Here is a 22,744-nt window from a genome sequence, read left to right as displayed (position 1 = left end):
TGTGATGACCTCTTATAAACCTTGAAGTTTGAGACGATTTGCATGTTGGCGATAAAGCGTGACTGGATCGGTTTCAAAAAGATGATGAATACCGAGTAGACCGTTAATTTCATCCAAATGGTTCATTTGATAATCATCACGTATGACTTTGCCTAAATGTGTGCTGCATGCACCAACTAATCCATCATTTGGCCCATCAAAGGCTAAGCCAAGTACCATCATGGCAGCGTCAGTCGGATCGAAAACGTTTGTAAAAGTGGATGATCCGGTCCATGAGTAGTAATAAACGCCATTTGAAGCTAGTAAGTCGCCATTACCACATTCGCTAGTAGGCACTCCCTCTGGGTAGTGCTGGTTAAACGCCAATGATCCTTCCGTGGTCAAGGCTGCTAATGAGGCCAAAGGGTCTTGGTCGAGATCAGAACCGCCTGATAGAAGATTAATAAGAGTGGTTAAGCCTTGCGCCAGTTTTACCGCGAGCAGCTCACTACCAGAACCCTCAGATACGGTGCCACGAACTAAATCTGCCACTTTAGACCCTTTATTAACGCCACCGATACTCGTAACTGATGCGACTAGGTCAGGACGGACAGAGGCAACATAGCGCGTTGTTGGACCACCATGACTGTGACCAATGAGATTGACTTTCTCTGCGCCTGTTGCTGCTAGTAAGGTTTCTACTTGAGCAAGCAGTTGCTCCCCTCTAACTTCGCTGCTGTTGGTCGCGGATACCTGCGCTACATAAACTTTAGCGCCGTCTTTCGTTAAGGAATGTGGTATTCCGAAAAAGTAATCTACGCCTGCGAGGGTATCAAAACCAAATAATCCATGAACCAGAACAATCGGATACTTGGTTTGGGTATAACCCGTTGCGGCGTGTACGGAGGTTATTGGGACGGTAATTAAGGTAAAAAGCATTAGTGCTATGAATTTGAGTTTCAAAACTACCTCCTTGTGGTATGACCTCTTATGAATGATAAAAAGTAGGAGAGAAACTCTAAATTTGGAAAGCCTATTTGTGGCGCATTATTTCATTCTGTGACTGCTCAATTGAAAAACAACACAAATGATTAACATTAACGAATGGGTGGTGGGAATGTTAGGTAATTCTAATTAAGTCAGCGAGTTATAAAGACGCCCCGCGAAGCAGGGCGATTCAATTACTATTTTAGAGAGACTTCTTTTTCTAAAATTAACGCGTTATAGCGTGCAAAACCAGCCTCTAGATCGGCGATCAAGTCATCCACGTCTTCTAAGCCAATATGAATACGAACTAAAGTGCCCTCAAAGTGTGGGTGCGCTACGGTTCTCAAGCTGTTAAAGCTCTTTGGTTCGTTAGCTAGAATGAGGCTTTCATACCCGCCCCAAGAATAACCCATACTGAAGTGTTTCATACCGTCAAGCAGAGCCGTCGTCGCTTTTGGATAAGACGTTTTGAGAACAAATGAAAACAAGCCGTTTCCACCAGTGAAGTCACGTTTGAAAAACTCATGGCCAGGGCACGATTCCAATGCTGGGTGGCGGACATGATCAACTTCCGGACGAGAAGCTAGCCACTTGGCGACTTTCAAGCTACTTTCTGCGTGTTGTCTTAGGCGAACATCCAGCGTGCGAATACCACGAAGGCCTAGGTATGCGTCGTCAGGAGAAACGCACTGACCCATCAAGTAGCTTTGTTCACGCAGTTGGGGCCAGTATTTTTCGGAAGCTACGGCTGTACCTAACATTACATCAGAGTGACCAACTATGTATTTGGTGGCGGCTTGAATGGAAATATCGACACCATGTTCAAATGGTGAGAAGTTCACGCCAGCTCCCCATGTGTTGTCAAGCATCACAATAATATCGTGCTCGTGAGCAATGCGCGCCAATGTTGGTACGTCCTGCACCTCCATTGTGACTGACCCCGGAGATTCTAGGAAAAGGACTTTGGTATTCGGCTGAATTAAGTCTCGGATACCTTCACCGATCATTGGGTCATAATAGGTAGTTTCGATGCCCATCTTCTTCATGATGGTGTTACAAAAGTCACGAGTTGGTTCGTAACAAGTGTCCACCATTAGAATGTGATCGCCAGTTTCAACGAAAGAGAGGATGGCGTTTGAAATTGCTGCCGTCCCACAAGGGTAAAGAGCACAACCTGCTCCACCTTCAATCTCAACCATTGCATCTTGAAAAGCGAAGTGCGTGTTGGTGCCACGGCGACCATAAAATAATGTTTTATTGGTGCGGTTCATGGTGGCTTGGTTCTTCTCTGCAACCGTGTTGAATACCACGGTTGAAGCGCGTTGAACGGGTGGGTTTACAACACCGTTTGTCCACTTTTTATCGCGGCCAGCGGTAATGAGCTTGGTTTTTTTGCCCTCTGACATAAAAGTTCCCTGTCTTAAATATTACGATTTTGATTATTTAAAACATGGACGACATAACGTTTGCAAGGGAAAAGTCAACTATCACCCAATAATAGCCGAGATTATCGAGTGAAGGCGTCAAAGCTGAAAGGTTGAGTTGCAGGCTTAGAACGTATCGCTAAGGTGAAAAACGTAAGTAGAACAAACCTCCAGCAAGATGTTTGAAGCACTGGAGGTTTTTTTAGTGGGTGTATTTGAGGTATTAGAGGAGTGGATTGAAGAGATAGAATACTCGCTCTAAGAACCGAGAAAATAGGCTTCTTTTCTCCCATTCTTCCAATACAACAGTGTGAGATTGCTTAATATAGCTATCTTGTAACCAAGACATTTGCTTGGTGAACTCTTCGTCATCAACGGCGAGGGTAACTTCGAAGTTTAGCCACAAGCTGCGCATATCCATGTTTACGGTGCCAACTAAACAGAATTGGTCGTCAATTACGACGGATTTCGTATGCAGCAAACCACCATAAAACTCATAGATTTTGACTCCTGCACACAAAAGCTCACTATAAAACGCGCGTGACGCCCATTGCACCATCATCGAGTCATTTTTATGTGGAATAATGAGTTCAACATCAATGCCTCGTTGTGCTGTCATCTTTAACGTTTCAAGTAAGTCTGCATTGGGCACGAAATATGGCGTTGTGATTCGTACTGAGCGATTGGCTTGGTTGATTGCCAATGTTAATACTTGATAGATCAGATATTCCGGCATACCAGGGCCAGAAGGCACAACCTGAATAGGGTGTTGGAATTCACTCTCATCGATCTTACATTCAGGTAGTCTCGGTAAATGACGTTCGCCAGTTTCGACTTCCCAATCCCAACAGTGGATAGCACTCAATACGTTTACCGTTGGTCCCGTAATGCGAACCATGATGTCCACCCAATGCCCGACGCCACTGTTTTGTTTGAAGTAAGCCGGGTCAACCAAGTTCATTGAACCTGTATAAGCAATTTCATCATCAATTACGATGATCTTGCGATGTTGGCGAAGATCAAGACGACGTAAGAAAATACGCCACATCTTCACTTCTAGCGCTTGAATAACTTCAATTCCAGCATCCTGCATCATTCGATACCAAGGACTTCTGAAAAAACGTGGACTACCTGCTGAATCGAGCAATAGTTTGACATCTACGCCGCGTTTAGCCGCTTGGATAAGTGCAGAAGCGACAGAGTCAGCCAAACCACCTGGATGCCAAATGTAGAATACCATTCGAATACTGCTCTGCGCATTTTCGATGTCTTCAATAATGGAATGCAAAATCTCATTAGGTGACTGTTGCAGCGACAATGTATTACCGCTCAATGCGGGAAGACCAAGGCGGTTGTTACAAAGTTCATCAATTCGGTAGATGTGCCTTCCCATTGTTTCTGGGTTGTGCGCGTTACAGTCGTTCAACTGACTGAACCATTTCTCGAATGGTGTAAACATCTCTTTTGCGCGTTCGGCCCGTTTTCTGCCTAAGTTCAGTTCACCGAAGAGGAAATAACACGCGACACCCAGAACGGGAAGGATATAAATGATCATTAGCCAAGCTAAAGACACGCTCACTGCACGGCGCTTTAAAACGACACGAATGGTCACACCTGCGACCAGTAACCAATATAGCCCGATGCCAGCTAAAGTAAGAAAGTGATAAAACTTGTCCATATACGCTCAGAGTAATATGCCCTTCTAGGATATTAAGCATAAAAGTGGGTTGGGGGAATAGATTTCCCATTTAGACGTGGGATTGACCTTATATGAGGAACGAATTTCATAACAGCTGATTCTGTTATTTTAATGTGAAAAATAAGGCCATTCTTTAACTTTTGAACAAAAAAGCAGCATTTAACCTGCGTAACTCGACATTTGTGCGATAAATGTACTTTTTTGGGGTTCCAATTTTAAAGGGGAGCTGCTTTACTTTCTAGACATAGTGCGTCGAATGCTTATTTTATAAGTGTACAATAATTTTTACATAAACTTTTTAGACGCCTATCTCTATGCATACACAACAAACTAATTTTGGAGAAAAAGCGTGGCTACAACTAATACAGCAGCACCACGTGATACGTGGGGGTCTAAACTAGGCTTCGTAATGGCAGCAGCGGGTTCCGCTGTCGGTTTAGGCAATATATGGAAATTCCCTTACACAGCGGGTGAGAGTGGCGGCGGTGCATTCGTTGCTATCTACCTTATCTTTGTTATTTTTATCGGCTTTAGCGTGATGCTGACAGAGTTCGCTATTGGTCGTAAGACAGGTCTTTCTGCCGTAGGTGCATTCAAAACAACTGACCGACGCTGGACGTTCACTGGCGTTATGGGAGTCTTCAGTGGTCTTTTGATCATGGGCTTCTACCCAGTGGTTGGTGGTTGGGCATTGGCCTACATCTTTAAAGTGGGCGGTGGTCTACTCAGCGCGCCAGAAGCAATTGGCGACAGCTTTGGCGGTTTCATCTCAGATCCGATTCAACCTTTAATGTGGATGGGTGTTTACCTGTTCCTTAACGTCATGATTGTGATGAAAGGGATTTCGGGTGGTATTGAGAAAGCCGGTAAGGTTCTGATGCCGCTTCTGTTCTTAATCCTAATCGTTGTTTCTGTTAAAGGCTTGATGCTGCCAGGTGCAATGGCTGGCCTTGAGTTCTTATTCATGCCGGACTTTTCTAAAGTCGACAGCAACGTGGTTCTTGCTGCACTAGGGCAGGCGTTCTTCTCACTTAGCTTAGGTATGGGTTGTATGATGACGTACGGTTCTTACCTGAAGAAGAAAGAGAACCTAGTTCAAACAACCGGTATGGTTACTGCGATGGATACAGGTGTCGCGATTCTTGCTGGCGTTGCTATGTTCCCAGCTATGTTTGCCTTCGGTATGGAACCTGCGGCAGGCCCAGGTCTTGTATTCGTTGTCGTTCCTCAACTATTTGCTGAAATGGGCGGTGTGATTGGGTTGCTATTCGCGTTGCTATTTTTCATCGGCTTGACGGTGGCTGCATTAACTTCTTCAGTCTCACTATTGGAAGTTGTCGTGTCTTACCTAATCGATGAGAAAGGCATGAAGCGCTCTAACGCGGTTCTGTCTGCAAGTGCAGTTATGGCGGCATTATGTATTTTTGCGTCACTATCGTTAGGTGGAATGGGGCCAACGCTGTTCGGTACCGGTGCCTTTGATATCTTCGACTTGCTAACGGACAAAATCTTCTTAGCGGTTGGTGGTATGTTGGTTTGTATCTTTGCAGGATGGCGCCTAAGCCGTGCTGAGCTAGAAAAAGAGATCACTAATGACGGCGAAGTATCCTTCCCGCTATTTGGATTGTGGTACAACCTAGTTAAATACTTGATTCCTGTTGCGATCGCTATTGTTGCCTTCATGGGGATTAAGTCTGGCTTTGACAGTGGCAAAGGTGAAATCATGCTGCTGGGTATCGCAATCATTGGTCTTGCTGGTATTTTCTCTAGAAAGCTCTAGCTCAGGCCTTGGGGCAAGCCTCGATAGCTTTGTCCGATAACTTATGTATACTGCTGGCTCCAAACGTGGAGCCAGTTTTTTATGTTCGATATTCTACATACCCATCCCGATTTTCTGATCATCAATAAGCATCCCAACGTCTCTGTTCATAAAGACGATGGCGACACAATGCTGCTGCAAGAAGTGGCTAAGCAGAGTGGTGATGAGCAGCTTTATCTTATCCATCGCTTGGATAAAATGACATCGGGTATTCTGCTCCTCGGACGCAACGCCAAAGCGGCCAGTGCGTTATCGCAAGCCTTCGCTGACCGCCAAGTGGAAAAGTTCTATCTGGCGATTGGCTCTAAAAAGCCGAAAAAGAAACAAGGTTTGGTCGTTGGTGATATGGAGCGTTCGCGCCGTTCATCATGGAAGCTGGTCAACAGCAAAAATAACCCAGCCGTTACCCAGTTTTTCTCTCTTGCGGCAGAGCCCGGAGAGCGCCTATTTTTATGTAAGCCACACACTGGTAAAACGCATCAAATCCGCGTGGCATTAAAATCGGTTGGCTCAGGTATTGTTGGCGACCCGATTTACAATGCAGGCAATGAGGCTGATCGCGGTTATCTGCATGCATTTTCACTTTGCTTCCAATACCGAGATGAGCAATATCGCTTTGTTTGCGACCCACGAGAACACAAAATGCTTGGTAACAAATGGCACAGTGAAATCGTCTCTCAGGGTTTGGATACTTGGCTTTCCCCTTGGGGACTGAACTGGCCTACGATCAAATAATCGTCACAAAGAAAACTAATAAGAGAACTCGATGCAAGCATCACAACTTCCGCTGTTTTTTCAGCATCTAGAAACCGAGCTCGCGCAAGCTCCGAATGAAATTCGTCGACTGTTTCATGGTCGTGGCCGCCGTTTTGAGGGCCTAGAGCAAATTACCTGTGACTGGTTACAAGGTCAGTTGATCATCAACTTGTTTAAAGAAGTCGACGACGCGTTTCTCGCTGAGCTGAAAAACGGCCTCAATGCGGTGGCACAATCACAACTGTGGGCAGATAAGCAAGGTCGCACTATGGTTCTTCAGCACCGTTATGCCGATGGTGCGCCTTCAGAAATGCTTGTCGGTGAATTAGACGCTCGCCCTGTCGTTGAAGAAAGCGGTTTGAAATACCAATTGGATATTGGCCGCAACCAAAATTTCGGTCTGTTTTTGGACATGCGCTACGGTCGTGATTGGGTACGGGAAAATGCGAAGCATAAAAACGTGCTCAACTTGTTTGCTTACACCTGTGGCTTTTCTGTCGCTGCCATTGCGGGTGGCGCAGATAAAGTGGTTAACGTCGACATGGCGAAAGCGTCGTTGTCTAAAGGTCGTGAGAACCACAAGCTAAATAGTCATAACATCAACCAGGTAAGCTTTATGGGGCACGATATCTTTAAATCGTGGGGTAAGATTAAGAAATCTGGTCAGTATGACTTGATCATTATCGATCCGCCTTCATTCCAGAAAGGCAGCTTTGCGCTTACTAAAGATTACAAAAAGATTTTACGTCGGTTGCCGGATTTGTTGGCAGACGGTGGTCAAGTGATGGCATGTGTGAACTCACCATCTGTGACAAGCGACTTCTTGATTGAAAGCATGAAAGAAGAAGCGCCAGAGTTGACATTCCGTGAGCGTCTGGATAACCCACCTGAGTTTATGGACGTAGACAGCGAAGCAGCATTGAAAGTGCTGTTATTTAGCGAGAAGTAATGACGACGAGACGAAAGTTGTACCTATCTATAATACCAGCCGTTTGAGTACGGCTGGCATTTCCGCGATACCCTGTCAATCTGAATAGCGAGACAGGAGTGTGATTCAGAGTCTATTCTCAGAGAGAGTTATTCCTAACACGCTGATATTAGATTCCTGATCTCGCCCAGGCTCGTCGGAATGACGGGAAACAATAAAAGATCGATACCAGCAGCATTAACCGATCTGCACTTCAAGATCCGCTTCGATGGTTGATGAGCAGGCGAGCACATAGCCTTGTTCAATTTCTTCTGGCGTTAGTGTTTCTAGGCTGGTGGAAGAGACGCTGCCTTTACGAACCTTGCATTTGCACGAGCCACAAATCCCGCTTCGACAAGCGACGATTAATGGTAAACCTGCGCCTTCGAGCACATCGGCCAGTACCTGACCTTTTTGCGCATCGATGCTTTGAGCAAAGTCAGGAACAGAAACACGAACAACTTCCTCGGAGAGCGATGTTTCTGCGCCAGTCGCTGGCGTAAAACTCTCTTGGTAGAAGTTCGTCATGTCAAAACCAAGGTCATTCAAATAGCCGTGAACATCTTGCATAAACTGGCTTGGGCCACACAGGTAAACGGTGCGTTGCTTGAAATCAGGAACAAGCTCTTTAAGCCAGTCGGCATTCAAACGACCTTGTGGATGCGATGTTCCTTCGCGGTTTTTCAGCAACAACTTTAAATGGAAGTTTGGATACACAGCGTCGAACGTTTCTAGCTGATCGTAGTAAATCGTCTCTTCGGGGCTGCGCGCGATATGAAGAAATGCGATGTCCACATCGTTGTCGTTTTCATCTTGATTGCTCAGCCAGTGTTTTGCCATCGAAAATACGGGCGTGACGCCGCAACCTGCACTGATAAGCAAGGCTTTTGTTTCGCTATCACGTAACACGGGTGGATGGTCGATGCAGTTAAATTCGCCTGCTGGTGGTAATGCTTGAACGGTATCACCGAGCAGCAGCGAGTCAACGATGTAGTTCGATACTTTACCGCCAGATACTCGTTTGATGGTGAGTTGAAGGTGATCGTCTTCATTGATAGAGCTGATTGAATAGGCACGAAACTCCATTTTTCCATCAATTTCGACGCCCAAGTTAATAAACTGGCCTGGCTTAAACTGAAACAGAAGTGATTCGGTTAGTTCGGCCAATTTGATGCTGACGGTGTCGTGTGTTTCGAAGTATTTGTCGATGCAACGGAGCGTGACGGGTTGGTTACCTTGCCATTCAAAAAACATAACAATCTCTTTGGTTGTGGCTATTTTTAGTTCGAAATAGATAGCGCCTCCACGTAAGGAGGCGCGTAACAAGTAGGTTTATTAGGCTGCTAGGATGGCTTTTAGATCATCCTGAACATTGCCAATACTGCGCATATCGAACTTCTCTTGGATGATGGCGATTAGGTTTGGCGTTAGAAATGCCGGTGCAGTAGGGCCTGTGTAAATGCCTTTCACGCCCAATGCAAATAGCGTTAGCAAGATAACGATCGCTTTTTGCTCGAACCAAGAAAGCACAAGCGTGAGTGGTAGTTCATTGATGTCACAGTCAAACTCTTGCGCCAGTGCAAGTGCAAGCTGGATTGCAGAGTAAGCATCGTTACATTGGCCCACATCCAATAGGCGAGGGATGCCGTTGATATCGCCGAACGTATTCTTGTTGAAGCGGAACTTACCACACGCCAAGGTCAGGATTAGCGTGTCTTCTGGCGCTTCAGCCGTAAAATCGGTGTAGTAGCTGCGTTCCGCTTTATCACCATCACAACCGCCGACTAGGAAGAAGTGTTTGATGTTGCCTTGCTTCACTTGGTCGATAACCGCAGGGGCGGCGTTCATCAGTGCATTGCGACCAAAACCAACCGTGATGTGGTGTTCGATTTCATCGTGTTGGAAACCGTCTTGCGCTAAAGCACATTCAATCACTTGGCTAAAATCATCGCCTTCGATGTGAGTCACACCAGGCCAGCCAACAATACTACGAGTGAATAAACGGTCTGCGTATTGACCCACATTTGGATTCAACAAGCAGTTTGACGTCATTACGATTGCACCAGGGAAGTTGGCGAATTCTTTCTGCTGGTTTTGCCATGCGCTGCCGTAGTTACCGACAAGATGAGAGTATTTCTTCAGCTCAGGGTAGCCGTGTGCAGGCAGCATTTCACCGTTGGTGTAAACGTTAATGCCTTTGCCTTCGGTCTGTTGCAGGATTTTTTCTAGGTCATGCAAATCATGGCCAGAGACAAGGATACATTTGCCTTTTACTGGCTTGACGTTCACCGTGGTTGGTTCTGGATGGCCGAAGGTCGTTGTTTCGCCTTGGTCGAGCATTTCCATCACTTTGTAGTTCATCAGGCCAATGCGCATTGAGCAATCAAGTAGCTCGCCGAGATCTTCAGGATCGGTGCCCAACCACGCCATGATTTCATGGTATTCGGCATAGATATCGTTGTTGGTTTGCTCAAGAACGCGTGCGTGCTCCATGTATGCTGCGGCACCCTTAAGGCCGTATAGGCAAAGTAGGCGTAGGCCAATAACATCTTCATGTACTTGGTCCTTACCACGGTTAACCGCGACTTGAGGAGTAAAAGCTAAGATCGCTTCTGCGCTGTTTGGTAGCTCGAAGTTGGCAACGGCAGGAATGTCAGTAAGGTTGGTGTTTGACAAAGTCGCAGCAGACATTACTTGCTCTTTGAGCAGTGCTTTGTACGTTGCAGCTTGAGAAGTTAACTCCAGGATACGTTCAGGGTCGAAGTTAACGTTCGTCAATGTAGAGAAAAATGCCTTGGGTGCCCATTGGTTGATTTCATCGTTAATGATGTTGAATTCAAGTGCTTTTGATGCCCAAAAAGAAACCCCTTGCAATGTGTAAACCAACACGTCTTGTAGGTCTGATACTTCAGAAGTTTTGCCACACATGCCTTGTGCAAAAGAACAACCTTTAACAGCAGGGGTTTGAATTGTCTGTTCACATTGAATACAGAACATATTGGGTTCTCCAGTGATTGTTTTAATAGTCGTGATGTTGACCACTAGAGAGCAGAATGCGTGCCAATTGTTATCTTATTGATTTGTATTTAATTTTATCGTTTTTAGATGAGTGGTTGATGTAATTAAGACAACGCAGTTGATGTCTTAATTACATCGGCTTCTTGTGGTTGTTTATTTATTGATCCCGAGCTTTTTACCCATCCGATATAAGTTCCCGCGATCCATTTGTAAAAACTCCGCTGCTTTTGCCCAAACGCCACCAGTTTGGCTCAAAGCATGTTCAATTAAATCACGTTGATAGCTTTCTATTAGCTCTCGCATTGGCTGGCTTTCTTTAGGCAGATAATGCGATGTGTTTTTTACATCATCGAGAGCCAATGAGGTGTCGAAATGGTTAAGCATGATCGTGCTCGCACCTTGTTGAATGGCGTGTAAAGCCGCGCGAGTTAACGTATGTTCGAGCTCGCGTACGTTTCCGTACCAAGGTAAAGACTCCAGTTGAGTCAACACTTTAGGGTGAACGTGCAGATTGGGCGCATTAAATTGTTGGCGTACCTTTTCTAACAGATATCCGGCTAAAACGGGAATATCACCGTCACGGGCACGAAGTGGGGGAACTTGGATTGGGAATACGTTTAAACGGTGGAAAAGGTCTGCTCGAAATGCGCCAGCTTCGACTTCTTTTTCCAGCTGTCGATTGGTCGCGGCGATGATGCGCACATTGACCATCAAATGCTGATCGCTACCTACTCGTTGCAGCTCGCCTTGCTGAATTACGCGCAGCAATTTTGCCTGTAAAATCAAAGGCAGTTCGCCCACTTCATCGAGGAAGATAGTTCCGCCGTCTGCCAGTTCAAACTTACCGGCGCGGTGGCTATTGGCTCCAGTGAATGCGCCTTTGACATGACCAAACAGTTCACTCTCTGCCAACCCTTCAGGCAGGGCTGCACAGTTGACGTAAATCATCGGCTTATCGCTACGATGAGATTGCGCGTGCACCGAGTGCGCGACCAGTTCTTTACCAGTACCGGTCTCTCCTGTGATAAGTACCGCGTAATCCGATTGAGCAACGGTCGCAATGTTGTTTCGTAACTGGTTGATCTGCTGGCTCAAGCCTACCATTTCGCCATGTTGGGAACGGGCTTGTTGGATAAGGGTTTGAGTGACGCTTTTCTGCTTTTGGTTTTGTGCTTTGAGCGCTTTTAATTGAGCAATGTTACGCAATGTCGCAGCGGTCAAAGCCGCCAAGGTTTCGATAGCGACAGGATCGATGTCATCAAACGCGCCCACCGTTAGGGCATCCATAGTTAGTGCGCCAACAAGTTGGCCTTCTACATACAAGCTAAAACCCATACAATCGTGTACATCAATGCACTGGTCTTCGGTTAATAGTGTGCCGTCAAAAGGATCCGGAAGCGCACAATCGGCATCGAAACGCACCGGTTCGCGGCTATGAATAATGGCATCTAAGCGTGGATGCGCTTTGGGGAAATAGCGACGACCTAAGACCGAGCTGGATAAGCCTTTTACCGCGACAGGAGTCAGAAACCCATCCTCATCGAAGATAAACAGGCAGCTCGCATCACATGGGAATACTTGCGCGACCCCATCAATGAGGTTTTGATATTGCTGTTCGTGAGAGCGATTAGAGCTGAGGTTTAGCGCGATATTAAGGAGTACGTGGTCAACAGTCGGAGTCATAACAAGCCCAAAGTTATCTAGAATGGGCTCATGCTAGCAACTTGATGTCATTTGAACATCGAAAGGTGTGGGAGATTGATGTTCCATTGACGACGATCAAACTTGATACAAATAGAGTCGCGCAAGCCGATGAGTAAGCAACGTACGCTTGCGCGGATTAAGCTCTTTGAGCCAAAACAGCAGACCAATGGAAAGGAGTTACCGCGTTCAAATTAGCGAGGAACAACCCTTGCTTCATTGCCAGACATGTTGATTTGAACGGCTTGTCCTGGCTGAAAAATCATGTTTGGGTTTGCTTCTTGAACGACAGAGATTATTTTTCCATCCTCTAAGCGAATAGTCAGATTCACACCATTTCGTTTCGCGGTTGCTTCAGCGGCTTTACTGCCGGCATAACCACCCAGCAGACCACCACCAATAGCTGCGATATCCGAGCCAGAGCCGCCCCCGACTTTTGAGCCTAATATACCACCCACGGCGGCACCAGCGATTGTACCTATGGCGTTGGATTGGGTAGAGGCATCAATGGTTACTGGTTCAACTTTCTCTATCTTTCCGTAGTAAACCTGCTGAACTTTGCGCGTGTCTGAAGAGCCGTATGCATCTCCGTACGGGTTAGGTGAGGTACAGCCGCTAAGCATAACAATACAAGACATGATGAGCAGCATACCTAGCTTGACGTATTTTTTCATATAGCCTCCGAATGATTTCTCTCCATCCAAAGAGTATATACCTCAATTTAGCATGTGCTTTGATGCGTTAATAAACAGCCGCTTAGTGATGTTCTTTCTCAAGAATACGTACATTTCTGAGCGATGTTAACGGCCTTTTAGCGTATGAAACCCAGAGTAAATTCGCGTAACTGTGGTAAACCAACATGCCGCACCAAAAATGTAAGCAATGACCGAAAAGTGCTGCGGCATCAGGCAAAACAGCACAAAACAGCCGATGGTTTCCGTGCCTTCGGTTAAACCGCTCATGTAGTAGAGAGATTTGTGTTTATACACCGGATTATCGATGCCTTGTTTCCCTGCCATGATGGCAAAAGCCAAAAAGCTGCTTCCCGTTCCGACAAAGGAAAAAATCAAAAATGCCCCTGCAATGGCATTTTGTTCTGGGTTTGCTAACACAAAACCAAAAGGAATCAGGGAATAGAACAGAAAATCTAAGCTGATATCGAGAAAGCCTCCGGCATCGGTAATGCCTTGAATCCTCGCCAGTGCACCGTCTAATCCATCACAGATTCTGTTCAGCAAAATAAACAGCAACGCCAACAAGTACTGTTCGGCAATCAAAGCCGGTAGGGCAAAACAGCCAAGCACAAAACCAAATACTGTCGTCTGATTTGCGGTGATGCCACATTTATCGAGGTATGTCGCACTGATGGCCAGCGGTTTGCGGATGAGCTTTATACTCAGGCTATCAAGCATGGTTTGTCTCCCACGGCCAATTTAGGCAGCGGCTGCCATTAGGAATATCATCCTCATCGTGCGTTACCATCAAAGTAGGGATGTTCGCTTGCTGTAATTGTTCGACCACCCAATTGCGAAATTGTACACGCAGGTCTTTATCCAACTTGCTATAGGGTTCATCAAGTAGCGCAACTTTCGGCTTTGCCAGCAGCATACGAGTCAATGAGATACGGGCGCGTTGTCCTCCGGAGATTTGATCTGGGAAGGATTCGGCAAGTTTGGTCAATGCAATGTTCTTCAGTGCTTGCATGGCGTGTGCTTTACGCTCCTCACCTTTGATTGAGTTTGGTAGCGCGAATGCAAGGTTCTCCCACACCGTTAAGTGAGGGAAGAGCAAATCTTCTTGGAACAGAATACCAACCTGCCGCTTATGTGCAGGGAGGGCATCCAACTGTTCGTTATCAAGCGTAATGGAGCCAGAGTAGTTGAACTCGGCGGAGAGGTGTCCAGCAATGGCATCCAACAAAGTGGATTTACCACAACCGCTTGGTCCCATCAGAGTAACAATTTCACCTTTCTCTACGGTCATGTTGAACGCTGAGAAAAGCGTGTCGCCATTGGTTTTACGGATGGCGAGGTTTTCGAGACAAAGACTCATTCAGTAGTAAACCTTTTATAGACAAGCGGCGATACTTCACGTGTAAGCGGCTTAGTAGTATCGCAAAAGAGAAGAACAAGAACGGCAAGAGTGCTTGCCAAATGGCATAAATCGCGGTGACACGTCGGTCAAAACCACTGGATAGCGCAACGGCTTCGGTGGTGATGGTGCTAATGCGCCCAGCCCCTAGCACCAGTGTCGGTAGGTATTGCGCCAGACTTACGCTAATACCGACCGCCCATGCGAATGTAATTGCAGGTAGGAGGATTGGCAGTTTCACTTTTAACCAAGCTTGCATCGGTGATTTACCCAAGCTGAGTGCGACTCGAGTTAACCCATTGTCGAAGCTGCGCCACGGGCCGTCTAGCGAGAGGTAAATAAATGGGAATGCGAAGAACACATGCGCCCAGCATACCCAAAAGAAATACGCGTTACTGTTAAAATACAGTGTCACTACTTGCATACCGAATAGCACCGATAGCTGAGGAATCAGCATTGGGATGGCGATGATGTAACCGGGCACCTGCCAGCGATAACGAAGTCGATACTCATGTGCGATCAAGGCAAGGGCTAGAGCGACGGTCGCGCTGATAACGGCAATCAGCATGCTCTGCTCCAGTGTGCCAAGAATGCTGTGCCACTCGTATTCCCAAAAACGTAGGCTATAGCGGCTCGGTAGTAAATCTGGAAAGCGCCAGCGTTGAGCAAAGCTCCACACCACCATGAGTGGAATCATTAGAAGTGCAAGTAGCGCGATCAGTGAAAATAGGGTTTTACCGGGTAAACGAAACCCGTTTCGACCAGAGTACTGCCAGTGTTTGAAGCCTTTGGTAATACACCATTCCATTAAGCGTGCAAATCCAATCACAAGGCTAGCGATCGCAAACAACACTACCGCGCCTGCGGCAGCTCTTGGTAGTAGCGATAAATCAGGGTCGTTAAACCACTGCCACACTAAAACCGCAAATGTTGGTGGGTTGGTAGGGCCAATAATCAATGCAACATCGACAACCGACAAGCTGTAAGCCAATACCGCCAGCATTGGAAAGCGCAGTTTTGCTATCCACTGTGGGAACAAGCATTTCCACCACGCTTGCGCCGAACTGTAGCCCATTGAGTGACTGACTTTTTCAATCTTATCGACTTTCAATTGCTGAAGAATTGGAATACTCATCAACAATAAAAACGGCACTTCTTTAATCGCAAGCATGATGATCAAACCGAGTGCATGCGGATCTTTAATCAGCAATGCTAAGTCATTCACCGTTTGCGCATTGGGATCGTAACCAAACAGTTGGTTGAGAACCCTAACGCCCATACCAGTTGGGGCAAACAAGAACGCAAAGCCAATCGCAAACGCTACGTGCGGCATGGCAAGAAGTGGCGAGAGGCTTACTTCAATTTTTCGCCAAAACTTGCTGCCCCACGATGCTTGCAAAATCGCAAATGTGATCAAGCAAGCCAAGTAGCTACTGAAAATGGCAGAGTAGAAAGTCAGCCCGATGGATGTCCAAACACCCTCCCAATCAAAAACAGCGTTAAAGCCATCTAAAGAAAAGTGGTGCAAGCCGATAGGAGGCACATAACCGAGCGCAGAGACCACCACTCCGAGTAGTCCCGGAATGGTAGGCAAAATACAAACTGCGATAATGACTAAATATAGCGCTCTTAACATGGGCTCTTATTAATTCCCGTAGCGTTTCAACCATTCTTTTTCTAAGGCAGATTGCCAACTTGGATGCGGCTCAGCGATAGATTTGAATTGTTGAGTATGTTTAGCCGAACCTGTTAGGTATTGGCTGCTTAGCACTGAAGGATCGCCCCAGATGTTAAGGTTACCTTTGCGAGATTGTGCTTCAGGGCTCAATAAAAAGTTTATCGCAACTTGCGCACCAGCACTGGCATTTGCGTTCCAAGGAATCGCTAAGAAGTGAATGTTTGAGAGTGCACCTGCGTCCATCGCATACGCTTTGGTGCTTTCTGCAAGATTACCGCTCGACTGCGCAGAGAAAACCGCGTTCGGGTTAAAGGTAATTGCCAGGTCAGTCTGACCATCATCCAGTAGTTGAAGGGTTTCTGCTGTACCGCCTGGAAACTGTTTACCACCGCGCCAAGCGACTTTATGGAACTCATCTAGGTAAGCCCATAGCGGTTGAGTAACTTGTTCAAACGTGTCATCGGTAACTGGTTGTTGCAGAGCAGGGGCGTTGTTAGACAGTTCAATGAGTAATGCTTTAATAAAGCTTGTGCCATGAAACTCTGGTGGGCGAGGGTAAGTTAGGCGATTTGGAAACGCTTTTGCGTAACTCAGCATTTCAGCAAAAGATCGAGGAGGGTTATGCAGGGTTTGCTCATCGTGAATAAACACTAATTGCCCCACACCCCAAGGTGCTTCCAGACCTTCAGTCGGCTCTGAAAAATCCACATCAATTGGCAATGATTTATCAACGTACTGCCAGCTTGGCAACCCTTCAATAAAAGGACCAAACAGCAATTGGTTATCCTTCATTGATTTGAAGTTTTCGCCATTGATCCAAACCATATCAACACTGCCACCGCTGTTTTTACCTGCGGCTTTTTCTGCGATAAGTCGAGTGGTGGTCTCAGAAATATCGGTGACTTTAACGTGGTTTAGCGTCACGTTATAACGCGATTTTAGCTCTCTACTCGCCCACTGGATGTAGCGATTAATTTCTTGGCTTCCGCCCCAAGCATGAAAGTAGACGGATTGTCCGTCGGCTTGTTGTTCGATTTTTTGCCATTCACTAGCAACCGATGAGTTGGCAAAAGAAGATGTCGCGAAAGTGGTGGCTAAAATGCCAACGGTACTGAGTAGCTTTTTCATATCTATTCCGTGTTATGTCTTTTTATTCTCGTTTCCGGCGTTATTGACGTCTAAACAAGTCGCTCCGCTTTGTTACAAGGATAGTAATCCATCTCTCTCTATTATCAATGCCAATCCCAAACGGAATCACTCATTGATTCAAAGAATTATTCTCAATGTGAAGCAAAACGAAGAAAGAACAATTCTGGTGTCGTTTTAGGTATACAAGAGCGGACCGCTTGTTTGACGATATTCTTTCAAGTAATTGAAAATTATTGTCCTCAAGCAACTTCGATATGTTGATTTGGAAGACTGAACCCGCGTCGTAGACATGGCGTTGAGGGCGTAAAGAGGGAAAGAGTTTGTCGTTTTAAACGATTTTGCTAATCGAAGCGTGCGAAACAGACATCCAGCCTGCTTTGATATTGATTAGGAGGCATAAAAAAAGCAGCCATCTTATGGCTGCTCTTAGAATATGAAATGGGACTTAGTTTACCCAATCACGCAACTGAAACGTTAGTTCGTGATCGTCATTTTTAAGCATTAGCCCTTCTTTGGTTAGCGTTATATCACTCCATTCAGTAAGAGTTTCAGACATCGCTTGCTCAATTTTCATTTGGTCATCCATACACATCTTCATGGTCATTCCCATTTTTTCGATGCGTAGTTGATTGTTTTTTAGTTCAGCTTGACCAAAGAAGTTGTTACACCCCGCGTTACCATTTGCAGTCAGATTTTCTCCGATTTCTAAGCGAGGCGCTTGCTGACGTTCTTTTAATTCGATGTTTTTACCATCAATCTGAACCAGCTCCCAATTATGGTGCTGTAAATCTTGAGCCGTAATTTCTTTCACATTGTCACCGTTGCTAGCACATGCAGTCATAAGAACAGGAAGAGAGATTGCTGTAACTAACGTTTTTAGGCTAAGCTTCATTTTATAGACTCCGTTTTTAGAAAACGTGGTAAGTATAGGTAATAAAACACTGTTTTTGTCAGCATAAGGTAATAGTTTCGTATTACTGTGACAGAGTCCAGTTTATATACTCAAACGGCTTCGAGGTGCAAGATGTATAGCACGGTTGGGAGCGTATATTGAAGTCGTTATAATATCATTACAGCACAGCGAGCAAAAAACGGTTAGAGCATGGAGCAACTAGAGTTTTTTACCGTCCCAAACCCTTGCGTTGGTATTTGTAGTGTTGACGAGAAAGGGTATTGCAAAGGATGTATGCGTAAAAGAGAAGAGCGATTTAACTGGCTCACTTATACCCCTGCTCAACAGTTGCATGTAATTAAGCTATGCCGTCAGCGCTATAGAAGAAAGGTATTGGCAGGGAAGGGAAAGGCAGAAGAGTCTCAAGAAGAATTATCACCACAGCAAAATCTCTTTTAAATTTCGAATTATCCCGGCTCGGCAATAATCAATGATGAGCCGGGACTGTATTAGCTCTTACTATGCGGTGCGTGTAAGGCAAACTCGTTAAATTAGCGCTACTTCATTGACCAACGGTCACTGACCCATCCCCCAGCATGTTCGTCAAAGTGGCTTCCTGAAAATCGATGATTGAATTCAACATCTAATTTACTTGTCGGGCGTTCATCCATCAGCTGATGAATGTATCTCGCCATAGGATCCGTGCAAGCTTCGCGCTCTCTACGGGTAACCACTTCTTTGATCATTTGAAGTCTGTAGCTATTGCTGGCTCGTTTCATTTTTGACCTCCTGAACTCGATGGCAGCAGTTTGAACATATTGACGTCCAGATCGCTGCTCATTGGTGAACGCTTGGCGGCGAATCACCTTCGTTTTAGGTCAAAAAGACAAATTGTTTGAGAGCAGTGTTTGTAACGCCATTCACATCTTTCCTAGAATCATCCACTAAGCTACGAAACTTCATAGCGAAAAGTTAGTTGATGAATCTGTATTTTCGAAAGACCTTATCAAACATAGAAGCCCAGCACATGGGCGTCAACAACACAAATGAATAATTTTTGAACACTTTATGAAGGACGATAATTTTCAGCACTTTAACGAAAATAAAAAAACCGAAGCGTSACGCTTCGGTTTTTAGGGAGGCTCTGACGGAACAACTTCTAAAAGCTCTTCACGTCAGAGTGTAAGGTGTTTTTAGCTATTAGTTGCTGGGCAACCTTTCACAGCTTGACCGTTACTGAAGTACTTGATGTTTTCTAAGTTCTTGTTGTAGCTATCCGCAGAGATCTGTGGATTATTTACGAAGAACTCACGTAAAACGTATGCATCGGTTAACTGGGTAGATTGAACATCGATGATTGGGTAGTTATCGCCACCAGCAGCACTGAAGCTGATTACAGAGAATGTGTACGTTGCGTCTAGATCGAAGCCTTTATTGTTAATGTCGGTAATGGTTACTGAGCCAGCATCACAATTTACATCTAAAGTGATGTTATCTAGTTGAGCGTAAGCACCAGAGCCTGCAGATTTCGTCGCAACCACATCTAGGTATTCTTTAACTTCTTTACCTGTCATAGTTGCTTTAGTCACGAAGTTACCAAATGGCTGAACGGTTAGTACATCACGGTAAGTGATATCACCATCTTGGATTGAATCACGCACACCGCCAGAGTTCATCACACCAAAGTCAGCACCTACCGTTTTGTAAGTACGGTATGCCTCGCCCAGTAGATGACCTAGGTTAGTTTGTTGAGAGCGAACTACGTTACGATCACCTTCTAACTTACCCGTTGTATTAGAAATCTTCTCATCTAATAACTCTTGACCTTGCTGTTGGTATGGCAGTAGTAACGCTTTTACCGTCGCATCTTGTTGAATGCGTTCACCGATCACTTCATCGTTGTCGTCCAAAAGGTTTACAGGAATCAGTGCGTAATTCGCTAAGTGAAGCTTGCCGTCGTAATATTCAAAGTCCGCACGACCCACATATTTACCCCACTCATGCGCTTGCATAATCCAAGTGCCTTTTTGTTGGTCTGGCGCGCAATCATCACCAGGTTTGAAATCAGCATACTCATTGGTACCTGGCTCCATACACACTGGATTTTGTGAGTGACCACCGATGATAGCGTCTAGTTGTCCCTCTTCAAGAGAACGAGCGAGCTTCACGTCCCCTGGTGCTTCACTACCATTATTACCATCTTGGTAGTGACCCATGTGCGTCGTTGCAAATACTAGGTCTACTTTTTCGTTTTCTTCGATTTCCTTAAGTACTTTTTTTATTTCAACTTGAGGGTCTTCGAAGTGGATGTTTGATACGTTGTCTGGATTAACTAGCTTCGCCGTGTCCTGGGTGGTTAGACCAATAACAGCGATCTTAAGGCCGTTGATAGTAAATACTTTGTAAGGGTCGAAGTAACGCTCATTGGTATCTTTCTTATAGATATTCGCAGCCAGCATAGGGAAGTCAGCTAGCTCAGCTTGCATGTCGAGAATATCTAGTGAGTTATCAAATTCGTGGTTACCGACAGCCATTGCATCGTAACCAAGTAGGTTCATCCCTACGAAGTCTGGAACCGCATCTTGCATGTCTGATTCTGGTACGCCGGTATTAATATCACCGCCAGATAGCAAAATGGTTTCACCGCCTTTTGCTTCGACTTCTGCGCGAATAGATTCGATTAAAGTGTGACGCGCAGCCATGCCATATTCGCCGTCGCTGTTATGCCAAAAGCGACCGTGGTTATCGTTAGTGTGGAGAACGGTGAACTTAGTACAAGAATCTGCAGTCTCGCAGGTTACTGGAGAATTATCGCTGTCTGAGCCGCATCCTGCTAGCGCAGCGCCCACTGCCATTACCAAAAGAGATTTGGAAAACTTCATAAGGGATCCTTTCTTTGTGATTTTGTTATTGTTACGGCGTGAAATATACGGAATTAATGTGAAACTTTAGTGATCTATCTCTTATTTATACTTCTATCGGAGAAATGAATTAATAAGCCTGCAAACTACGTCTCCAATTAAACAGAAATAGTTTTTAGTATATTGAAATTAGAGGGAGGGGGTTATTTTGTGAAGTGGCCAATTGAATGAATGTGGTTTGTGTGAATCAATGCGCATTTTTGCGAAGTATAGCGCTGATTTTGGTGATTATTTTGCCAAGTTCATGTTTTTCTTAGCAGCTATGACACAAATCGTTATAAATTTTCGCTCTGATGATGAGGGAAATGTTTTGTATATAAAATGATCACTGTAAAACCCAAACTCGTTTGATCTTGGCTTACTCTGTTTAATACCACCAGAAAGGGTATTTCTCTCTGTACTATAATTGCGACCGTTTAGAAATCTTATGCCTTAGATATCGTTTATTTATTCTTATTCGATACCTTACCGTGTTTATCCCGCTTTCGATACCCGGATGTTAAAACAAATAGATTCAATCTAATGAGCGAAAGTGAAACGTAAATAACGAGGCGTTTTCTTCGGATATTACGATGTGCACTATCATTGAATTAATGAAAATGAAATGGAGTAATGTAAAGCGTTGCATCTGTGGCTGCTCGCTTTGAGCTTCGATTTAAAGAGTAGGGTTGAAAGAATTTGTAAGTGGTGAATTTTAAGAAAGGATAGTAATGAGATACACAGTAAGGAACGCAGTCAGAGAGGAAGCAACTCAAATCGCCAAGATACATGTTGATTCGTGGCAGGTAGCATACAAAGGGTTAATGCCACAGAGCTACATCGATCAGTTTACGATTGAGCGCCGAGAAAGGATGTGGACGCGAGTCATGACTGAGCAACTGGCCCAATTGATCGTCGTTGAGAGACAAGGGGAAATCGTCGGCTTTTTAAGTTACGAACTACCTAACCACACCTGTGAAGATAAAACGGCGTGGGTAACATGTTGCTATGTCTCTCCTTTGCATTATGGGCAAGGGGCAGGGAGTGCATTGTTAGATGAACTAGAAACGCGTCTACTCTCTACGCCCGTTATGCAGATAAGCTTGAAAGCACTGGATACCAATAAACAGGGGCTTAACTTTTACAAGAAGTGTGGTTTTGTGCGTACTGGAGAGGAAGAGGCGGAAATCATTGACCGTATGACGCTGACGGATCTCACTTTAGTGAAGTACATTGCCCGTTCGTAAATCAATTGTTATATGCCACATATAGTAAAACCCCGGAGGTGGTAAGACTCCGGGGTTTTGAAATTTTTTAGATGTCTCGGTTGGTAAGTCCGATTATCTTTAATGCAAAAGGTTTGGATTTAATCCGATTAATTCCTTGGTAGGGAATTAGATACGGATGAAGTCCATGTGTTCAACTTTTGGCTTGAACGCGTGACGTTGAACGTCTTGTGGCTTAACTTTAACTTCTTTGCCATCGATAACTAGAACTAGGCCTTCGTAGAATTCAGGCTTGTCCATTTGGTTTACGATGTCGTCGTGGTTAAGAACGATAGCTACTGCTGCTTCTTCACCGCCGTATACAACTGCAGGGAATTTGCCAGCGTGACGTAGGCGGCGGCTCGCACCTTTACCTAGTTCAGTACGTACTACTGCTTCGAATTTCATAGTATTTACTC

The 22,744-nt window shown here is 45.3% G+C and carries 20 protein-coding genes; 5 read left to right on the top strand and 15 right to left on the bottom strand.

Going from position 1 to position 22,744, the window contains the following annotated elements:
- Positions 1-12: 12 nt before the first annotated feature.
- The 3 genes from R2S67_RS07085 to cls all read right to left on the bottom strand — a co-directional run bounded on the left by R2S67_RS07085 (position 13) and on the right by cls (position 4,068).
- Positions 13-918: an esterase/lipase family protein gene (locus tag R2S67_RS07085; RefSeq protein WP_257082602.1), complete on the bottom strand. Its 906-nt coding sequence runs from the start codon at positions 916-918 to the stop codon at positions 13-15.
- Between the two features lie 245 nt (positions 919-1,163).
- Positions 1,164-2,372: a cystathionine beta-lyase gene (locus R2S67_RS07080; RefSeq protein ID WP_256898941.1), complete on the bottom strand. Its 1,209-nt coding sequence runs from the start codon at positions 2,370-2,372 to the stop codon at positions 1,164-1,166.
- A 241-nt stretch (positions 2,373-2,613) separates the two neighbouring features.
- Positions 2,614-4,068 (bottom strand): cardiolipin synthase, encoded by a 1,455-nt coding sequence (cls, locus tag R2S67_RS07075; RefSeq protein WP_005393277.1) that lies wholly within the window; start codon positions 4,066-4,068, stop codon positions 2,614-2,616.
- 430 nt (positions 4,069-4,498) lie between these two features.
- Here cls and R2S67_RS07070 point away from each other — a divergent pair, with 430 nt between their 5' ends.
- The 3 genes from R2S67_RS07070 to R2S67_RS07060 all read left to right on the top strand — a co-directional run bounded on the left by R2S67_RS07070 (position 4,499) and on the right by R2S67_RS07060 (position 7,613).
- Complete coding sequence (locus R2S67_RS07070; protein WP_043884644.1) at positions 4,499-5,869, top strand: sodium-dependent transporter; 1,371 nt, start codon at positions 4,499-4,501, stop codon at positions 5,867-5,869.
- An 81-nt stretch (positions 5,870-5,950) separates the two neighbouring features.
- Positions 5,951-6,643: a TIGR01621 family pseudouridine synthase gene (locus R2S67_RS07065; RefSeq protein ID WP_226421794.1), complete on the top strand. Its 693-nt coding sequence runs from the start codon at positions 5,951-5,953 to the stop codon at positions 6,641-6,643.
- Between the two features lie 31 nt (positions 6,644-6,674).
- Entirely contained in the window at positions 6,675-7,613 is a 939-nt protein-coding gene (locus R2S67_RS07060; protein WP_317342964.1) for a class I SAM-dependent methyltransferase, read from the top strand.
- Between the two features lie 216 nt (positions 7,614-7,829).
- On the opposite strand, the gene R2S67_RS07055 is transcribed toward R2S67_RS07060, so the two are convergent.
- From R2S67_RS07055 to R2S67_RS07015, 9 genes are all read right to left on the bottom strand, one after another.
- Positions 7,830-8,885 carry a hybrid-cluster NAD(P)-dependent oxidoreductase gene (locus tag R2S67_RS07055; RefSeq protein ID WP_317342962.1) on the bottom strand — a complete coding sequence of 352 codons (1,056 nt, stop codon included), beginning with the start codon at positions 8,883-8,885 and terminating at the stop codon, positions 7,830-7,832.
- 81 nt (positions 8,886-8,966) lie between these two features.
- Entirely contained in the window at positions 8,967-10,628 is a 1,662-nt protein-coding gene (hcp, locus tag R2S67_RS07050; RefSeq protein ID WP_317342961.1) for a hydroxylamine reductase, read from the bottom strand.
- Positions 10,629-10,802: 174 nt separating this feature from the next.
- Positions 10,803-12,332 (bottom strand): nitric oxide reductase transcriptional regulator NorR, encoded by a 1,530-nt coding sequence (norR, locus tag R2S67_RS07045; protein WP_258624671.1) that lies wholly within the window; start codon positions 12,330-12,332, stop codon positions 10,803-10,805.
- Between the two features lie 212 nt (positions 12,333-12,544).
- On the bottom strand, positions 12,545-13,024 hold the full coding sequence (locus R2S67_RS07040; RefSeq protein WP_114322470.1) for a glycine zipper 2TM domain-containing protein: 480 nt from the start codon (positions 13,022-13,024) through the stop codon (positions 12,545-12,547).
- Between the two features lie 126 nt (positions 13,025-13,150).
- Positions 13,151-13,762, bottom strand: coding sequence for a CDP-alcohol phosphatidyltransferase family protein (locus R2S67_RS07035; protein WP_317342959.1), 612 nt, complete (start codon positions 13,760-13,762; stop codon positions 13,151-13,153).
- Positions 13,755-14,402 (bottom strand): ATP-binding cassette domain-containing protein, encoded by a 648-nt coding sequence (locus R2S67_RS07030; RefSeq protein ID WP_243327166.1) that lies wholly within the window; start codon positions 14,400-14,402, stop codon positions 13,755-13,757. Before R2S67_RS07030 ends, R2S67_RS07035 begins: the two co-directional genes overlap by 8 nt.
- Complete coding sequence (locus R2S67_RS07025) at positions 14,368-16,077, bottom strand: ABC transporter permease (RefSeq protein WP_317342957.1); 1,710 nt, start codon at positions 16,075-16,077, stop codon at positions 14,368-14,370. The genes R2S67_RS07030 and R2S67_RS07025 overlap by 35 nt, the downstream gene beginning before the upstream one ends.
- A gap of 9 nt (positions 16,078-16,086) precedes the next feature.
- Positions 16,087-17,247 carry an ABC transporter substrate-binding protein gene (locus tag R2S67_RS07020; protein WP_317342956.1) on the bottom strand — a complete coding sequence of 387 codons (1,161 nt, stop codon included), beginning with the start codon at positions 17,245-17,247 and terminating at the stop codon, positions 16,087-16,089.
- Between the two features lie 466 nt (positions 17,248-17,713).
- On the bottom strand, positions 17,714-18,160 hold the full coding sequence (locus tag R2S67_RS07015; protein ID WP_005393252.1) for an META domain-containing protein: 447 nt from the start codon (positions 18,158-18,160) through the stop codon (positions 17,714-17,716).
- Positions 18,161-18,370: 210 nt separating this feature from the next.
- Here R2S67_RS07015 and R2S67_RS07010 point away from each other — a divergent pair, with 210 nt between their 5' ends.
- Positions 18,371-18,619, top strand: a complete 249-nt coding sequence (locus R2S67_RS07010; RefSeq protein ID WP_048626242.1) for a DUF1289 domain-containing protein — start codon at positions 18,371-18,373, stop codon at positions 18,617-18,619.
- A gap of 98 nt (positions 18,620-18,717) precedes the next feature.
- Here R2S67_RS07010 and R2S67_RS07005 read toward each other — a convergent pair whose 3' ends face one another.
- Complete coding sequence (locus tag R2S67_RS07005; protein ID WP_005393249.1) at positions 18,718-18,939, bottom strand: hypothetical protein; 222 nt, start codon at positions 18,937-18,939, stop codon at positions 18,718-18,720.
- 414 nt (positions 18,940-19,353) lie between these two features.
- Entirely contained in the window at positions 19,354-21,042 is a 1,689-nt protein-coding gene (gene ushA / locus R2S67_RS07000) for a bifunctional UDP-sugar hydrolase/5'-nucleotidase UshA (RefSeq protein ID WP_041852973.1), read from the bottom strand.
- Between the two features lie 749 nt (positions 21,043-21,791).
- Between ushA and R2S67_RS06995 the strand changes: the two genes are divergently transcribed.
- Positions 21,792-22,307 (top strand): GNAT family N-acetyltransferase, encoded by a 516-nt coding sequence (locus R2S67_RS06995; RefSeq protein ID WP_031780335.1) that lies wholly within the window; start codon positions 21,792-21,794, stop codon positions 22,305-22,307.
- Positions 22,308-22,454: 147 nt separating this feature from the next.
- On the opposite strand, the gene rplY is transcribed toward R2S67_RS06995, so the two are convergent.
- Entirely contained in the window at positions 22,455-22,733 is a 279-nt protein-coding gene (gene rplY, locus R2S67_RS06990; protein ID WP_005393245.1) for a 50S ribosomal protein L25, read from the bottom strand.
- Between the last annotated feature and the right edge of the window lie 11 nt (positions 22,734-22,744).

The organism is Vibrio sp. T13N, from assembly GCF_032970445.1.
GTDB lineage: Bacteria > Pseudomonadota > Gammaproteobacteria > Enterobacterales > Vibrionaceae > Vibrio > Vibrio diabolicus.
This window is presented reverse-complemented; position numbering and strand designations above follow the sequence as displayed.

Bases quoted from the DNA above. Each gene is read 5' to 3' on its own strand.
- R2S67_RS07065 (WP_226421794.1), top strand. From the start codon at position 5,951: ATGTTCGATATTCTACATACCCATCCCGATTTTCTGATCATCAATAAG.
- hcp (WP_317342961.1), bottom strand. From the start codon at position 10,628: ATGTTCTGTATTCAATGTGAACAGACAATTCAAACCCCTGCTGTTAAA.
- cls (WP_005393277.1), bottom strand. From the start codon at position 4,068: ATGGACAAGTTTTATCACTTTCTTACTTTAGCTGGCATCGGGCTATAT.
- rplY (WP_005393245.1), bottom strand. From the start codon at position 22,733: ATGAAATTCGAAGCAGTAGTACGTACTGAACTAGGTAAAGGTGCGAGC.
- norR (WP_258624671.1), bottom strand. From the start codon at position 12,332: ATGACTCCGACTGTTGACCACGTACTCCTTAATATCGCGCTAAACCTC.
- R2S67_RS07080 (WP_256898941.1), bottom strand. From the start codon at position 2,372: ATGTCAGAGGGCAAAAAAACCAAGCTCATTACCGCTGGCCGCGATAAA.
- R2S67_RS07005 (WP_005393249.1), bottom strand. From the start codon at position 18,939: ATGAAACGAGCCAGCAATAGCTACAGACTTCAAATGATCAAAGAAGTG.
- R2S67_RS07055 (WP_317342962.1), bottom strand. From the start codon at position 8,885: ATGTTTTTTGAATGGCAAGGTAACCAACCCGTCACGCTCCGTTGCATC.
- R2S67_RS07060 (WP_317342964.1), top strand. From the start codon at position 6,675: ATGCAAGCATCACAACTTCCGCTGTTTTTTCAGCATCTAGAAACCGAG.
- R2S67_RS07020 (WP_317342956.1), bottom strand. From the start codon at position 17,247: ATGAAAAAGCTACTCAGTACCGTTGGCATTTTAGCCACCACTTTCGCG.
- R2S67_RS07025 (WP_317342957.1), bottom strand. From the start codon at position 16,077: ATGTTAAGAGCGCTATATTTAGTCATTATCGCAGTTTGTATTTTGCCT.
- R2S67_RS07070 (WP_043884644.1), top strand. From the start codon at position 4,499: ATGGCAGCAGCGGGTTCCGCTGTCGGTTTAGGCAATATATGGAAATTC.
- R2S67_RS07015 (WP_005393252.1), bottom strand. From the start codon at position 18,160: ATGAAGCTTAGCCTAAAAACGTTAGTTACAGCAATCTCTCTTCCTGTT.
- R2S67_RS07035 (WP_317342959.1), bottom strand. From the start codon at position 13,762: ATGCTTGATAGCCTGAGTATAAAGCTCATCCGCAAACCGCTGGCCATC.
- ushA (WP_041852973.1), bottom strand. From the start codon at position 21,042: ATGAAGTTTTCCAAATCTCTTTTGGTAATGGCAGTGGGCGCTGCGCTA.
- R2S67_RS07030 (WP_243327166.1), bottom strand. From the start codon at position 14,402: ATGAGTCTTTGTCTCGAAAACCTCGCCATCCGTAAAACCAATGGCGAC.
- R2S67_RS07085 (WP_257082602.1), bottom strand. From the start codon at position 918: ATGCTTTTTACCTTAATTACCGTCCCAATAACCTCCGTACACGCCGCA.
- R2S67_RS07010 (WP_048626242.1), top strand. From the start codon at position 18,371: ATGGAGCAACTAGAGTTTTTTACCGTCCCAAACCCTTGCGTTGGTATT.
- R2S67_RS07040 (WP_114322470.1), bottom strand. From the start codon at position 13,024: ATGAAAAAATACGTCAAGCTAGGTATGCTGCTCATCATGTCTTGTATT.
- R2S67_RS06995 (WP_031780335.1), top strand. From the start codon at position 21,792: ATGAGATACACAGTAAGGAACGCAGTCAGAGAGGAAGCAACTCAAATC.